Source organism: Streptomyces sp. NPDC044064, assembly GCF_056434245.1.
Window position 1 is genome coordinate 248814 of the sequence record NZ_JBWKFN010000004.1, and the last position, 15431, is coordinate 264244.

The 15431-nt window shown below is 73.4% G+C and carries 11 protein-coding genes and 1 tRNA gene; 10 read left to right on the plus strand and 2 right to left on the minus strand.

What is annotated here, in order from left to right:
• The first annotated feature begins 1 nt into the window (after window position 1).
• The 8 genes from AC07DS_RS08820 to gntA all read left to right on the plus strand — a co-directional run bounded on the left by AC07DS_RS08820 (window position 2) and on the right by gntA (window position 11609).
• On the plus strand, window positions 2-1231 hold the full coding sequence (locus tag AC07DS_RS08820; RefSeq protein WP_479143782.1) for an MFS transporter: 1230 nt from the start codon (window positions 2-4) through the stop codon (window positions 1229-1231).
• Complete coding sequence (locus tag AC07DS_RS08825) at window positions 1228-2517, plus strand: hypothetical protein (RefSeq protein ID WP_479143783.1); 1290 nt, start codon at window positions 1228-1230, stop codon at window positions 2515-2517. The genes AC07DS_RS08820 and AC07DS_RS08825 overlap by 4 nt, the downstream gene beginning before the upstream one ends.
• Window positions 2518-2583: 66 nt before the next feature.
• Complete coding sequence (locus AC07DS_RS08830; protein WP_479143784.1) at window positions 2584-5244, plus strand: aldehyde dehydrogenase family protein; 2661 nt, start codon at window positions 2584-2586, stop codon at window positions 5242-5244.
• Window positions 5241-6980 carry a thiamine pyrophosphate-binding protein gene (locus tag AC07DS_RS08835; RefSeq protein WP_479143785.1) on the plus strand — a complete coding sequence of 580 codons (1740 nt, stop codon included), beginning with the start codon at window positions 5241-5243 and terminating at the stop codon, window positions 6978-6980. Before AC07DS_RS08830 ends, AC07DS_RS08835 begins: the two co-directional genes overlap by 4 nt.
• Before the next feature lie 12 nt (window positions 6981-6992).
• On the plus strand, window positions 6993-8267 hold the full coding sequence (gene fabF, locus AC07DS_RS08840) for a beta-ketoacyl-ACP synthase II (RefSeq protein ID WP_479143786.1): 1275 nt from the start codon (window positions 6993-6995) through the stop codon (window positions 8265-8267).
• The gene (locus AC07DS_RS08845; protein WP_479143787.1) at window positions 8257-9624 is read left to right on the plus strand and encodes a condensation domain-containing protein; all 1368 of its coding nucleotides are present in this window, start codon (window positions 8257-8259) and stop codon (window positions 9622-9624) included. The genes fabF and AC07DS_RS08845 overlap by 11 nt, the downstream gene beginning before the upstream one ends.
• Before the next feature lie 46 nt (window positions 9625-9670).
• Window positions 9671-10522 (plus strand): enoyl-ACP reductase FabI, encoded by an 852-nt coding sequence (gene fabI, locus AC07DS_RS08850; protein WP_479143788.1) that lies wholly within the window; start codon window positions 9671-9673, stop codon window positions 10520-10522.
• A complete protein-coding gene (gene gntA / locus AC07DS_RS08855) occupies window positions 10512-11609 on the plus strand; it encodes a guanitoxin biosynthesis heme-dependent pre-guanitoxin N-hydroxylase GntA (protein ID WP_479143789.1) in 1098 nt (365 codons plus the stop codon). The genes fabI and gntA overlap by 11 nt, the downstream gene beginning before the upstream one ends.
• Before the next feature lie 76 nt (window positions 11610-11685).
• Here the strand turns inward: gntA and AC07DS_RS08860 are convergent.
• Window positions 11686-11758 (minus strand) — tRNA-Ala (locus AC07DS_RS08860).
• A 181-nt stretch (window positions 11759-11939) separates the two neighbouring features.
• Between AC07DS_RS08860 and AC07DS_RS08865 the strand changes: the two genes are divergently transcribed.
• Both AC07DS_RS08865 and AC07DS_RS08870 read left to right on the plus strand, forming a co-directional pair.
• The gene (locus AC07DS_RS08865) at window positions 11940-12488 is read left to right on the plus strand and encodes a helix-turn-helix domain-containing protein (RefSeq protein WP_145878989.1); all 549 of its coding nucleotides are present in this window, start codon (window positions 11940-11942) and stop codon (window positions 12486-12488) included.
• Window positions 12489-12618: 130 nt separating this feature from the next.
• A complete protein-coding gene (locus tag AC07DS_RS08870) occupies window positions 12619-14022 on the plus strand; it encodes a serine/threonine-protein kinase (protein WP_479143790.1) in 1404 nt (467 codons plus the stop codon).
• Here the strand turns inward: AC07DS_RS08870 and AC07DS_RS08875 are convergent.
• On the minus strand, window positions 13986-15248 hold the full coding sequence (locus AC07DS_RS08875) for a hypothetical protein (RefSeq protein WP_479143791.1): 1263 nt from the start codon (window positions 15246-15248) through the stop codon (window positions 13986-13988). The two genes, AC07DS_RS08870 and AC07DS_RS08875, sit on opposite strands and share 37 nt — an antisense overlap.
• Between the last annotated feature and the right edge of the window lie 183 nt (window positions 15249-15431).

Consider the following 15431-nt stretch of genomic DNA (forward strand, 5'->3'; position numbering starts at 1 on the left):
CATGTTCTCGACCTACCGACGGCTGCTCGCCGAACCCGGCCTGCGGTCGCTGATGGTGATCGGACTGCTGGCCAAGATGCCCGGCCTCGGCATCTCCTCGGTCCTCATCCTGCACATCGTGGGCCATCTGCACCGGGGCTTCGCCGCGGGCAGCCTGGTCGCCGCCTGCTGGACGGCGGGCGCCGGCCTCGGCGCCCCGCTCCAGGGGCGCGGCCTGGACCGCTACGGACTGCGCCGGGTCTTCGGCCTGCTGGTGACCGCCCAGGCGGTGTTCTGGAGCCTGGCCCACTTCCTGCCCTACCCCGCCCTGCTGGGCGCCGCGTTCCTCGGCGGCCTGACCACCCTGCCCGCCTTCACGGTGATCCGGCTGGCCCTGGCCGGCATGGTCACCGATGAGAACCGGCACACCGCCTACGCGGTCGACGCGATGACGACCGACATCGCCTACATGGCCGGCCCGACCATCGGCATCCTGCTCGCCTCGGCCGCCTCCCCGACCGTGGCGTTCCTCGTGATGGGCGGCCTGCAGCTGCTGGTGGGCGTGGCCTACCTGGTGCTCAACCCGCCGCTGCAGCAGGCCCGCCCCACCGGCGGCCCCACCCCCGGTCTGCGCAGCTGGCTGACGGCCCGCATGGTGTGCGCACTCGGCGTCACGGTGGCCACCTCCATCGCGGTCGTCGGTTTCGAGGTCGCGGCCATCGGCACGCTCCAGCGCCACGGCCAGCTCGCCTGGAGCTGGCTGCTGCTGGTCCTGGCGGGCGTCGCCTCCGTGGCCGGCGGCTTCCTCTACGGCGCCATGAAGCGTCCGCCGTCGGTGTTCGTGCTGACCGCGGTGCTCGGCCTGCTGTGCATGCCGATCGGCCTGGCCACCCAGTGGTACTGGCTGTGCCTGCTGGCCGTCCCGGCCAACCTGTTCGTCGCCCCGGCCCTGTCCGCGAGCGCCGGCGCGGTCAGCGGGATCGCACCGGAGGGCACCAAGGGCGTGGCGATGGGCACCTACGCCAGCGCGATCCTGGTCGGCAACGTGATCGGCTCCCCGCTGGCCGGCGCCGGCCTGGACCACGGCGGGCCCGGGACCGCGTTCGCCGTGTTCGGCGCGACCGCCGCCGCCGTCGCCGCCCTCGCCCACGTCTGCGACGCGCGACTGCGCTCCCGTCAGAAGAACACCGAGCACACCGCGCACACCGCGCAGGCGGACCAGGAGCTGGAGAAGGCGGGGGTGGCCCAGTGAAGATCGCGATCGTCGACGGCTACTCGACCGGCAGCCTGCTGGCCGACAAGCTCGGACAGCGGGGTGTGGAAGTGGTCCACCTGCGCAGCCAGGAGATCCCCCCGCCCCGGCTGCTGCCCTCCTTCCGGCCCGCCCTCTACAACCACGACTTCGGCCACTTCCCCGACCCGGCCGACGCCGTCCGCGCCCTGAAGGAGGCCGGCGTCGACCGGGTGGTCGCCGGCACCGAGTGCGGGGTGGTCCTCGCCGACACCCTCGCCCACGAACTGGGCCTGCCCGGAAACCGGTTCGAGGGCGTGGAGGCCCGGCGGAACAAGTACGCCATGGCCCGGCGCCTGGCCGCGGCGGGCCTGGCCGCACCGGTCGGCTTCAGCACCACCGACCCCGAGGCCGCCGTGGACTGGTTCCGGGCGGCGGGCGGCACGGTCGTGGTCAAGCCGGCCGCCAGCGCCGGCACCGACAACGTGCACATCTGCACCACCGGGGACCACGTCCGCTCGGCCGCCGCGGCCGTCATGGCCGGCACCGACTACTTCGGCAACCCCAACCCGTCGGCCGTGGTGCAGAAGTACCTGGTCGGCACCGAGTACATCGTCAACACGGTCGCCGTCGACGGTGTGCAGAAGGTGTCGGACGTCTGGCTGTCGGCGAAGACGCACGGACCCGAGGGCGCGCCGCTGTACGACTACCAGCAGCCGCTGCCGCTCACCGCCCCGCACGTCGCCGGGCTGGTCGAGTACGTCGTGGCGGCGGTCACCGCCCTCGGCATCACCGACGGGGCCGCGCACAGCGAGGTGATGCTCACCGCCGACGGGCCGGTGCTCATCGAGACCGGGGCCCGGCTGATGGGGGCCATGCTGCCCGACGTCCTGGAGCGGCACTCGGGCACCTCGCACGTGGAACTGCTCGCCCTCGCCCTCACCGACCCGGACGGCTTCCGGGCCTTCCGGGACACCGAGGTGCGCTGGAGCAGGACCGTCCGCAACGTCTGGCTGATCAACGGCCGGGCCGGCACCGCCACGGCCTGGCACGACAGCTTCGCCACCCTGCCCGCGTTCGAGCGGCTGGTCACCGGCGTCCGCGAGGGCCGGCCCGTGCGCCGGACCGTCGACATGGCGACCTCGCCCGGCTACGTCTCGCTCGTCGCGGACACCGAGGCGGAACTCGACCGCGATCTCGCGGCGATCCGCGCGCTGGAGTCCGCCGGCTGCTACGTCACCGAGCCCGTCACCCCCGTGGAGACGGAGTCCCCAAAGTCCCTGGAATCCGAGCGGATTTCCGCTTGATTCCCGCTTGAGCAGCCCCTCTTAGCGTCGTGGCGACCCGGTTCGAAGATTGGATGTGTTGTTCTGGTGCTGATCAGCCGCAATGAAGGCAATCGCTCATGGCGCGAGGTCAGGGCCTCCTGCGCGAGCGTGACACGCGCGCTGCGGTCCCGCGGGGTCGACGGCGACCATCGCGTCCTGCTCTCGGCCGCGAACTCCACGGCCTCGGTGCTCACCACCCTCGCCCTGATGGACATGGGCGTCTCGGTCGGTCTGGTGGACCGCGGGGTGACCCCGAACCAGTTCGCCCGCCTGGTGGAGGAGGCGAACGCCGACTTCTTCATCTCCGACCACGAGGAACAGGCCTCCGCCTTCGCCAAGTCGGACGCCCCGTGGATCCCGCTGCACGAACTCGACACGGCGGCCGCCGAGGACGGTGAGCAGGCCGAGCTGTCCTTCGACCGCTGGGCCCGCCGCCCCGACGCCCTGATCGTGTGGACCTCCGGCAGCCTCGGCCGCCCCAAGGGCGTGGTCCGTTCCGGCAGTTCGGTGCTGGCCAACGTCTCACGCACCCAGGACCGGATGAAGTACACCGAGTCCGACGTGCTGCTGCCGCTGCTGCCGTTCACGCACCAGTACGGCCTGTCGATCCTGCTGCTGTGGTGGCAGGCGAAGGCCGGCCTGGTCCTGCTGCCCAGCCGGCGCACCGACCTCGCCCTGGAGGCGGTCGTCGACCTCGGCGTCACGGTCGTCGACTCCGTACCGGCCGTGTACGAGGGCATCCTGCGCCTGCTCGACCGCGGCCGCGCGTCCACCGCGCTGCTGGAGTCGGTGCGCATGTGGTGCGTCGGCGGCGAGCCGCTCCAGGACGACCTGCAGCGCCGCTTCACCGAGCGCCTCGGCCGGCCCCTGCTGGACGGCTACGGCAGCTCCGAGGCCGGCAACATCGCGCTGGCCGCGCCCGACAACCCCCACCACTGCGGGCGCCCCCTCGACGGGATCACGGTGACCGTCGTGGACGAGGAGGACCGCCCGCTGCCGGCCGGCCAGGTCGGCGAGGTCGTCGTGCACACACCCGACCTGATGGTGGGCGTGCTGGAGCCGGGCGGCCGCGTCCGGGAGAACCAGCGCAGCGTCCACCGCACCCAGGACCTCGGTTTCCTCGACGAACACGGCAACCTGCGGATCCTGGGCCGCAAGGCCGCCGTCCACCGGTTCGGCAACACCCTCTACCCCGACGCCATCACCGCCAAGGCCAGCGAGTGCGGCCGCCCGGTGCGGGTCGTCCCGGTGGAGAACGGGCGCTTCGGCACCGACCTGGTCTTCGTGGTCGCCGACCCCGAGGAGCGCCCGGCCGCCCACTGGCGGCGCGTCTTCGCGGACCTGGTCGCCGAGTACGAGCAGCCCAACAAGGTGCTCGTGGTGTCCGAGTTCCCGGAGCACACCAACGGCAAGGCCAATCTGACCGCGCTGGGCTACATGGCTCAGGCGGCGCTGCGCAGCGGCCGCGCCCAGGAGGCCAAGGAGGCCGAGCGGGCCGCGAAGCCCGCCGGTCCCGCGATCCCCTTCACCGACCGGATCACCGTCCTCCAGGACGTCGCCCGGCTGCTCGCCGAGCGCCGCCCCGAGGTACTGCGCATCCTCACCGAGGTCTCCAACCACCGCACCGCGGCCGACGAGATCGACGCCTCCATCGAGGCGCTGGAGGGCGCGGTCGCCGAGGTCTCCCGCTTCCGCCCGCCGGCGGCGGGACAGATCGGCGTGCTGATGCCGTCGAACATCCCGCTGTACGGCTACATCCTGTACGTCGTCATCCCCAGCCTGTACAGCCGGCGGATCGTCTTCCGGCCGTCGCGGATGATCGACTCCCAGACCCGCGCCCTGCACAAGCTGATCGGCACCGTGCACGACCTGCCGCTGGTGCTCGACGACAGCGGCCAGCGCGAGTTCCTGGACAACGTCGGCAAGAAGTCCGACGTCCTGGTCTTCACCGGGTCGTACGAGAACGCCGAGACGATCCGCGAGCAGCTGCCACGCGAGACGGTGTTCTGCTTCTTCGGGCAGGGCATCAACCCGTACGTGGTGGGCGCCGACGCCGACCTGAACCGCGCGGTCGACGGCCTGATCCGGGTGCGCATGCTCAACTCCGGGCAGGACTGCTTCGGCCCGGACGCGGTGTTCGTGCACACCTCCGTCAGCGCCCAGTTCTGCAACCTGCTCTCCCGCCGGGTCGAGGCCCTGCGGCTGGGCGCCCCGTACGACACGACCGCCGACTACAGCGCCATGTTCTACGACGAGGCGTTCGACACGACCCTGGACTACCTGCGAGGAAAGCGGGAGTTCGTGGCCGCGGGCGGCAGGATCGACTTCGTGGACCGCCATGTGCGGCCGACCGTGCTGATCCACCCGACGGACACCCTGTTCCTGCCGCCGGAGATGTTCGCGCCCGTCTTCAACGTGGTGCCCTTCTCCTCCGAGGACTGGCTGAACGAGGTGCTGCGTCACCCCTACTACGCGGAACGCGCCATGGCAGCCTCCGTGTTCGGCTCCCTGCCGAAGACCGTGGAGGCCCTGCGCGAGCGCCACATGGTGAGCGTCGACGAGACCCTCATCGACATCGAGGACGGCAACAAGCCCTTCGGTGGCCGGGGCATCCGCGCCAACTACATCGCCGTGGACCGCAAGCGGCACACCGAGCCGCTGCTGCTGTCGAAGGCCGTCGCCGACTACCTGCCGGGAAGGTCATGAGCAACACACCCGACACCTCCGCCGAGGCCACCGCCGCCGCTGCCTGGACGACGGCCGCCGCGGTGCTGGCCGCCTCCGGGACGCGTACCGTCTTCGGCCTGCCCGGCGACGACATGTACGCGCTGGAGGCCGCGCACGAGGCGGGCCTCAGGTTCGTCCTCAGCCGCGACCAGCGCAACGCCCTGTTCATGGCGACCGGCTGGGCCCTGCAGTCCGGCGAGGTCGGCGTCGCCGTCGTCGGCAAGGGACCCGCGGTCACCAACACCGTCACCGGCCTGCTGGAAGCCTCCGCCTCCGCCGTGCCGCTGCTGCTGCTCAGCGGCGGCACCGGCGCCCGGCACCGGGGCAGCGGCGCCTTCCAGGAGCTCGACCAGCTCGCCGTCGTGAGCCCCCTGGTCAAGTACGCGGCCCGGGTCGACCACCCCGACCGGCTGGTGCCCACCCTGCAACGCGCCCTGCTGGTCGCCCGCCATGAGCGCGGTCCGGTCTACGTCGAACTCCCCGAGCACCTGCTCGCCGAGACCGCGCCCGCCGGGGCCGGGGCCCTGGCCGCGCCGGTGGCGGCGGAGACGCCGTACGAGGTCGCCCTGCCCGCCGGCTCCGCCGCGCTCGACGCGCTGCGTGCGGCCCGCCGGCCGGTCCTGCTGGTCGGCGGCGGCATGCGGCACGCGAACCGGGGCCACGAGGTCGAGCGGCTGGCCGAGCGGACCGGCGCGGCGATCGTCTGCACGGCCTCCGGCCGCGGCGCGGTCGACGAGGCGCACCCGCAGTTCTGCGGACTGGCCGGCCTGTACACCCCCGAACAGGCGGTACGGCTGTGGGCCGAGGCCGACTGTGTCGTCGCCCTCGGCAGCCGGCTGGAGGAGACGGCCACGTTCCAGTGGCCGGCCGCACTCGGCCGCGAGATCCCGGTGATCCAGGTCAACCTGGCCGCGGCCGACTTCCAGACCATGCTGCGGGGACCGAAGGTGCTGGCCGACGCCGGGGCGACCGTACGGTCCTGGCTCACGGCGCTGCCCGCCGAACCCGCCGACGGCGGCTGGGCGACGGCCGTACGCGCCGTGCACGACGAGATCCACACCGACAGCCAGGCGCTGCTCGACGAGCTGGCCGAGTCGCCGGACCTGCACATCGCCGAGGTGCTGCGGGCGCTCGACGCCGCCCTGCCCGCCGACCGGATCCTGGTGCAGGAGAACGGCCTGCAGGACATGTGGTCGTACAAGTACCCGCTCTACTCCTGCCACTCGGGCGCCGGCAGCGTCGTCCCGTCCGAGCAGACCAGCCTCGGCTTCGGTGCCGCCGCCGCGCTCGGCGTCAAGATCGCCGCGCCCGGGCGGCCGGTGGTGGCCTTCGTCGGCGACGGCGCCTTCGCGATGGCCGCCGCCGACCTGCCCACCGCGGTCGCGCACAGCGGCGGACTGATCTACGTCGTCCTGCGCAACGGCGGCTACGGCTGGCTCCAGGTCCAGCTGGACCAGCGGGAACACCCGGTCGGCGACCACGCCTTCGTGGACCCCGAGGCGGTCGGCGCCCAGGCGCCGCAGCTGCCGGGACTGCACCAGGTGACCGTGCGGGACAAGGCCTCCCTGCCCGGCGACGTCGCGCTGGCCTGGGAGAAGGCCGCCGCCGGTGAGGTCGTCGTCCTCAATGTGCCGGTGCGGCTGACCGATGCGATGTTCGGCGCGGACGTGGCCGGCGGCGACTTCCCCGTGCTCCCCGAGCCGGGCGCGAAGTAGAGGGGAGGACCCATGTCCACGACACGCACGGCGGCGGCCGGCCGCAGGGTGGTCGTCACCGGCTGGGGCGCGGTCACCCCGCTCGGCCTCACCGTCGACGAGACCTGGGCCGCACTGCGGGCCGGTCGCAGCGGCATCGCCCCGCTCACCGGTGTCGACACCACCGGCCTGGCCACCACCTTCGGCGGCGAGGTCAAGGGCTTCGACCCCGCCCACCACCTCAAGCCCCCGCAGATCCGGCGCATGGACACCTACGCCCAGTACGCCTACGCGGCGGTCGGCGAGGCCATGCGGCAGGCCGGTCTCGTCCTCGACGAGGAGCGCGGCGCCCGCACCGGGGTCCTCATCGGCAGCGGCTACGGCGCCATGGCCGCCCACGGCCGGCACTTCGCCACCCTGGCGGAGCACGGCCCGCGCAAGGTCAGCCCGTTCGCGCAGATCACCGGTGCCATCGACAGCGCGGCCTGCGAGATCGGCTTCCGGTTCGGGGCGGCCGGGCCGACCCGGGCCCTGAGCACGGCCTGCGCCTCCGGCGCGGACGCGATCGGCGAGGCCGCCCACTGGATCCGGCACGGCACGGTCGACATCGCCCTCGCGGGCGGCGCCGAACACATCCTGAACCGGCTGGACCTGGCCTCCAGCGGCAACGCCCGCGCGCTGTCGACCCGCGGCGGGGCACCGGCCGAGGCCTCCCGCCCCTTCGACACCGACCGGGACGGCTTCGTGATGAGCGCGGGCGCCGGTGTCCTGGTCCTGGAGTCCGAGGAGCACGCCCGCGCCCGCGGCGCGCACATCCTCGCCGAGGTCGCCGGGTACGCGTCCACCTCCGACGCCCACCACTGGACCGCCCCGCACCCCGAGGGCCGGGGCGCCCGGGCCGCGATGGCGGGCGCCCTCGCCGACGCCGGTCTCGAGCCCACGGACGTCGACTACATCAACGCCCACGGCACCTCGACGCAGGCCAACGACAGCACGGAGGTCGCGGCGATCCGGGCGGTCTTCGGCAGTCACGCCGAACGCGTCCCGATCAGCTCGACCAAGTCCATGACCGGTCATCTGATCGGCGCCGCCGGCGCCGTGGAGGCGATCGTCGCCGGCCTGGCCGTCCGCGACCGCGTGGTGCCGCCGACGATCAACTGCCACCGCCCGATCGACGAGACCCTGAACTTCGTCCCGCACCAGGCCCAGGAACACCGGGTCGACGTGGCGATGAGCAACTCCTTCGGCTTCGGCGGCCACAACGCCGTACTCGTCCTGCGTTCCTGGGAGGCGGACCGTGAGCAGTGAGTCTGTGAACGTGGGCGGCGCAACGCTTCCGGCGTACGGCATGCCGGTGCGGGCACTCGCCAACGGCGAGGTGGACGCCGACGGTTATCTGCGCCGCAACCCCTCCGAGCTGCCGTGGAACGTGTTCCGGATCCACGGTCCGCTCGACGAGGAGCGGCTGGCCGCAGCCGTCGAGCGGGTCACCCTCGCCACCGACGTGCTGCACCTGCGGCTGCGGGCCACGGACGCCGGGCCGCGCCTGGAGCGCCGTGAGCCGGTCCCGCTGAAGCTGGAGACCGTCGACGTCCCCGTGACCGTGACGGACGGCCGGCTCTCCGCCGAAGCGGCCGCCGTCGTCGCCCCGGTCGTGTTCGACAAGCCCGACCTGCGCGCCGACCCCGTCGGCCGGGTCGTCCTGGTGCGCGCGACGCAGGCGGGGGAGGAGCAGGAGCCGCTGCTGGCGTTCTCCTTCGACCATTCCGTGCTGGACGGCTGGGCGCTGGGCCTGATCACCCGGGCGGTGGCGGGCGCTTACCGCAGCGGCGGCCACACCCCGCGCGGCCGGGACTTCGCCGGCTTCCTGCGGGACCTGCCCGAGGAGTCGGTCCGCGAACGCAGCCTCGCCCGCTGGCAGGACCTGCTCGCCCCCTACCCGCTGCCGGGACCGCCGCTCGAACTGCCGGGCAGCACCCCGCCCGCGGCCTTCCAGGACGACGGCCACTTCGACGGCCCGCTGTCCGAACGGCTCCCCGGTGTCCTGTCCGAGGCGGCCGCCCTGAGCGGTCTGAGCCGTGCCGCCGTCCTGCTCGCCGCCACCTCCCTGGCGGCCGGGCTGTGGTCCGACGGCCCCCAGCCGCTGCTCAGCCTGCGCCACGGCCACACCCGGCCGGAGGACGTCCTGGTCGTCGGCCCTCTGGTGGAGCCCGTCGTCCTGCTGCCCCCGAGCCCCGAACCGGCCGCCGTCGGCGACTGGATCACCGCGCACGCCCGTGCCAACGAGGACCTGCCGCCCACGTACGGCCGCTCGATCCGCGAGGTCGCCCCGCTGGCCCCGCGCACCATCGGTGTGAACATCCTGCCGCCGGCCCGTCCCCTGGCCCTCGGCCCGCGTACCAGGGCGACGACCGCGACCCGCGACTTCCTCGCCCCGCTGTGGCAGGGCGAGCGCCCGGTGGGTCCGGCCACGGCGGCCATCTGGCTCAACTACTACATGGACCGGCCGGACTGCGTGGAGGCGACCCTCGCCTACGACACCCGCGCGCTGCCCGACCCGCGGCCGCTGCTGGACACGGTCACGGCCGTGGTCGAGGCCACCGCCCACGAGCCGGACCTCACCACCGCGGCCCTGCGCACCCGCGTGCGCGCCCTCGCTTCCTGAGAGTGCGCACCCTCACTTCTGAAAGGACGACCCGAAGGTGACACCGGTGCCCTCCTCGACCGCACCCCCGGCCGCACCCGCCACCGGGCTCGCGGCCGGCCCGTCGGGCCTGCTGGCGGGCAGGACCATCCTGGTCACCGGGGTGCTCACCGACCGTTCGATCGCGTTCCACGTGGCCCGCGCGGCCCAGGAACAGGGCGCCGAGGTCATCCTGACCGGGTACGGCCGCCTCTCCCTGGTCGATCGGATCGCCCGCCGGCTGCCCCGGCCCGCCCCGGTCGTCGAGCTGGACGTCACCGACGACGACCACCTGACCACGCTCGCCGACCGGGTCCGTGAGCACACCGCCCGCCTCGACGGCGTCCTGCACGCGGTGGCCTTCGCCCCGCCCGGAGCCCTGGGCGGGAACTTCCTGACCACGTCACGGCAGGAGGCCACGACGGCCTTCGAGGTCTCCACCGTCTCTCTCCAGGCCCTCACCACCGCCCTGCTCCCCCTGCTGCGGGAGGGCTCCTCGGTGGTCGGCCTGGACTTCGACGCCCGCCAGGTGTGGGCGGGCTACGACTGGATGGGGGTCGCCAAGGCGGGCCTGGAGGCCTGCGCCCGCTACCTCGCGGCCTACCTCGGCGACCGCGGTATCCGCGTCAACCTGGTGGCCGCCGGCCCCCTGCGCACCCCGGCCGGACACGCCACCTACGGCGAGGACACCGACCCCGGCCAGGCCGAGCGGGAGTGGGACCGACGCGCGCCACTGGGCTGGCGCTCCGCCGACTTCGACCCGGTGAGCAGGGCCTGCGTGGCCCTCCTCTCGGACTGGTTCCCGGCCACCACCGGCGAGATCCTGCACGTCGACGGCGGCGCCCACGCGGTCGGGGACGGGGGCTTCCGTGCCCGCTGACATCCTGGCCCCGACAGGACCGGGCGGCACGGCGGCGGTCGGACCCGTCGAGGTCACGGCGGACCGCATCGCCGAGTTCGCGGACGCGATAGGCGACCCCAACCCCGTCTACCGTGACCGGGCGGCGGCCCGCGCGCTGGGCCACCCGGACGTCGTCGCACCGCCCACCTTCGCCGTCCGGCTGGCCGCCGGGGCCGAGCTGCCGGTGCTGGACCGGCACCCGCTGGGCTACGACTACACCTCGGCCACCCATCTGTCCCAGGACTACCGCCACCTCCGCCCGATCCGCGCCGGGGACGTCCTGTCGGCCCGCGGCCGCCTGGTCGAGGCCCGCGCGGCCCTCGGCGGCGGCCTGGTCACCGTGGAGGTCACGGTCACCGACCGGGCAGGCTCCGCCGTCACCGTGTCCACGGCACGGATCCTGTCCCGCCGGCCGCTGGCCGGGGAGGCCGTCCGCGCGGCGCTGGCGGAACTCATCGGCCGGGAGGACTTCGTCTGTCTGGGCGCCAAGGCCGCGCTGCGCCGGGACCGGATCACCCACCGGCACGGCGGCGAACCGGCGTCCCCCGAGGCCGTCCGCACGAACCTGGACGCCCTGCGCACCTTCCTGGACTCCTTCGAACCCGGCGCACAGAGCTTCTCGTCGTTCGTCATGACCTTCGACCGCCTCCCGGACACCTCGGAGCAGACCTTCGAGCAGACCGTCTGGCGCCATCTCCAGGCCCTGCACGACGAGGACAGCCGCCACCACCCCTGGACCGGTCTCTACGACTCCGACCCGGCCTCCCCCCGTTTCGCCCTCTCCCTCTTCGGCCACCCCTTCTTCGTGGTGGGCCTGCACCCCGGCGCCTCCCGCCCCAGCCGCCGCTTCGCCCTGCCCGCCCTGGTGTTCAACTCGCATCTGCAGTTCAACGCCCTGGGCCGCACCTTCTTCAAGATGCGCAAGAAGATCAGGGAGCGCGACGACGCCCTGCACGGCTCGGCCAACCCCAGCCTGCTGACGTATCGCGACGAGGCCCGCCACTACAGCGGCCGCATGACCGAGCAGAGCTGGGCCTGCCCGTTCACGGCCCGCACCGGGGACTGACGCACCGCGGCACCGCCTCGGCACGAAAAAAGACCCCTCCGACCACGTTTCCGCAGTTCAGAGGGGTCATACGTTGTGGAGCCTAGGGGAGTCGAACCCCTGACATCCGCCATGCAAAGACGGCGCTCTACCAACTGAGCTAAGGCCCCGGAAAGGGAAGCGTCAGCCGGATCTTGCGTTCCGGCGGGCGCCGCAGACCAGAGTACCGGGTCACCCCCCGTATCCCGCAAAAAGATTGGGGGTCCCCGCGGATGACCACTCTCCGTAAGATGCTCGTCGTGGTTCGCTACAGCGAACCGCGGTTTTTTGGGGAAGCGATGGGGAGACGCAATGGACGCCGCACAGCAGGAAGCGACCGCGAGAGCGCGGGAGCTGCAGCGGAACTGGTACGGGGAGCCGTTGGGGGCGCTCTTCCGTAAGCTCATCGACGATCTCGGGCTCAACCAGGCCCGTCTCGCGGCGGTTCTGGGCCTGTCGGCCCCGATGCTGTCGCAGCTGATGAGCGGCCAGCGCGCCAAGATCGGCAATCCCGCGGTGGTCCAGCGGGTGCAGCTGCTGCAGGAGCTGGCGGCACAGGTCGCGGACGGCAGCGTCAGCGCGGCCGAGGCGACCGACCGCATGGACGAGATCAAGAAGTCCCAGGGGGGATCCGTGCTCAACAACACCACTCAGACCACGAGCGGTTCGGGGGCACCGACGGTCAAGCGCGTGGTGCGCGAGATCCAGTCGCTGCTGCGCTCGGTGGCCGCCGCCGGCGACATCATCGAGGCCGCCGACACCCTCGCCCCGAGCCACCCCGAACTGGCAGAGTTCCTCCGGGTCTACGGCGCAGGACGCACCTCGGACGCGGTCGCGCACTACCAGTCCCACCAGAACTGACCTCGGGGCCCGGTTCCTCGGAGGGGGTCCGGGGCCGGGCCCAGGGGCGTCGGAGGGGGGACGCGGGGGACAGAGGGGGTAGAGGGAGTAGAGGGGTACGCGGGGCTAGGGGGAGGAGCGGCGGACTGTCATGGGTGAGGTCTTCGCCGGCCGGTACGAGCTGGCCGACCCGATCGGGCGCGGCGGTGCGGGTGCCGTGTGGCGCGCCTGGGACCACCGGCGCCGGCGCTATGTGGCCGCCAAGGTGCTCCAGCAGCGCGACGCCCACTCGCTGCTGCGCTTCGTACGGGAACAGGCGTTGCGTATCGACCATCCCCATGTCCTCGCCCCGGCCAGCTGGGCCGCCGACGACGACAAGGTCCTGTTCACCATGGACCTGGTCGGGGGCGGCTCGCTGGTCCACCTGGTCGGCGACTACGGACCACTGCCCCCGGCGTACGTGTGCGTCCTGCTCGACCAGCTCCTGTCGGGGCTCGCCGCGGTGCACGCGGAAGGGGTCGTCCACCGGGACATCAAGCCCGCCAACCTGCTGCTCGAAGTGACCGGCACCGGCCGGCCGCGGCTCAGGCTGTCCGACTTCGGCATCGCCATGCGGTTCGGTGAACCACGGCTGACGGAGACCAACCTCGTGGTGGGCACGCCCGGTTACCTGGCGCCCGAGCAGATGCTGGGCGCCGAACCGGACTTCCCCGCCGACCTGTTCGCCGTGGGCCTGGTCGCGCTGTATCTGCTCGAAGGTGCCAAGCCCGATGCCAAGGCGCTGGTGCAGTACTTCATGGAGCACGGAACTCCCGGCCCGCCGAAGGGAGTTCCCGAGCCGCTGTGGCAGGTCGTCGCCACCCTGCTCCAGCCCGATCCGACGGCCCGTTTCCGCACCGCCACGGGAGCGCGCAAGGCGCTCGCCTCCGCCGCGGAACTCCTGCCGGAGCCCGGCCCCGACGACGAGTTGATCGAGATCTTCGACCAACTCGGGCCGCTGCCCTCCGGATTCAGCCCCGACGGCCCGCTCGAGCGCGCGTCCGGAGTCCGGGTACGCGAAGCGCGGCCGGGCACGGACACCGACAGCACCGAGCGACCGGCGGCCGACCCCCGCCGGAGCGGCGGCGACTCGCAGCACTCCGCGCTTCCCCCGATGTCGGACACCGGCAGCTTCCACCTCCCGCCCCCGCAGCCGACCCCGAACCCCCAGCCGTACGCCCAGCAGGCGCACCCCGGCGCCCGGTACGGCATGCCCCCCGCCCCGGTGCCCCCTCCGCCCCCGGTGCCGGAAGCGCAGCCGCGCGTCTTCCCGGAGGCGCAGCCGCACTTCGTCCCGGAGACGCGGCCGTGCGTCGACACCTCCACCGCTTCGTACACCGCTCAGGACCCGCGGGTTCCGCCTCTCGCACGGCCGGCGGGGACACCCCGTGCGCACGGCCGCCGGGCCCGCCGCGCCGCCCGCCGCCCCGGTCCCCCGGCCAGGGCCACGATCCCGATCCTGCTTCTCGCGCTGGTCTGCTACGCCGTGGGCTTCTGGGCGCTGACCCGCGTCTGAGCCCGCCGGGCCGCCATGGTCCACACCCCCAGCACCAGCAGCAGCACGGTCCCGGTGCCGATCCCCCCGACGGCGAGCGCCCGCATCGCGGTGTCACCGCCGCCGGTGCTCCCGGTCGCCGCCGCGACCCGGTCCTGTTCCGTGATCGTGAAGACGTCGTCCGGCACGGGGCGCCCGGCGTACCGGGGCCCGCTCTGCGCCTGCCCGTCGAGCCGTACCCGCAGCGTCACGCCGAACGGCCCCTGCCCGAAGGTGCCGGCCATCTGCTCGCTGAGGTGCACGACCAGGTAGTAGTCACCGGCGAAGCGCATCGCGTTCTCCCCGCTGAGCACGGCGTACCGGTTGGCGTACTCGACCGGCGGCAGCGGTGCGAGGGCGACGGGTTTCCGGGTGCCGGTGTAGCCGAGGGAGGCGTCGTCGACGAGTCCGCGGACGGGGTTGTAGAGCGAGAGGTTCAGGGCGCCGCCGACATAGCCGTGGCCGCTCGGGGAACCGTCCAGCTCGGCGACGGCGTGCACCCGGCGGCCCCAGTCGACCGGCACCTTGTAGAAGAGGGTCCGCCCCGGGGCGACGCGGCTCCGCCAGACTCCTTCACCCAGCAGGCGGGCGGTGGTGAAGCCGGTGCCGCCGGTCCGGTCGCGGGGGTCGCCGGCCAGGGGCTCGGGGGAGGCGGAGTCCCAGGCCCGGGGCGCGATGGTGGGCCCGGCCTTCGCCGGGCGGGGTTCCGTGACCGGCTTGATCTCCAGATCCCATGGCTGCGCCTGGCCCGCCGTACCGGAGTCGACGCGTTCGACGAGCACGTAGTACGTCCCCGCGCCCGGGCACAGTGTCCGGCCGGGCTCACGCTCGGCCAGGGCCGTGACCGGACGGGGGCTCAGCGCGGCGCCGAAGCGGGCGGAGGCGTTGGAGCAGGAGCCGCCCGCGGCGTCCTGGACCGAGACACGGATGCCGTCGGTGGCCGTGACCGTGGCGTGGGCGGGGGGTACGGCGGTGACGGGGACGTACGCCGTGGTGGTCGCGGCGGCGAGGTCGAGGCGGTAGAAGCGCCTGCCGTTGCTGGGCAGGGAGCTGCGGTAGGTCCGGCCGGGCTCCAGCCGCGGGGCGTCGGCGGGACTCGCCGCGCCGGTGACCGTCAGGGCATCCGGAGCGAAGGCGTACGCCCCCGGCTCGCCTGCCGCCGCGATCCCGCCCGGCAGCGCGGCCACGGCGCACAGGACGGCGGTCACGACAGCCGCCCGGGCGCCCCGCGGCCACCATGTCGTACGCCCTCGCCCCCGCACGTGCCACCCCTCTGCCGCCGCGTACCCGACCGTGGCCCATCCTGCCCCGGGTGCCCCTGCGCCATCCGTGGAATCCGTACGGCCGTCCGAAACGAACGCCCCGTCCGTCGCCGTGTCCGCGCGTCCTGC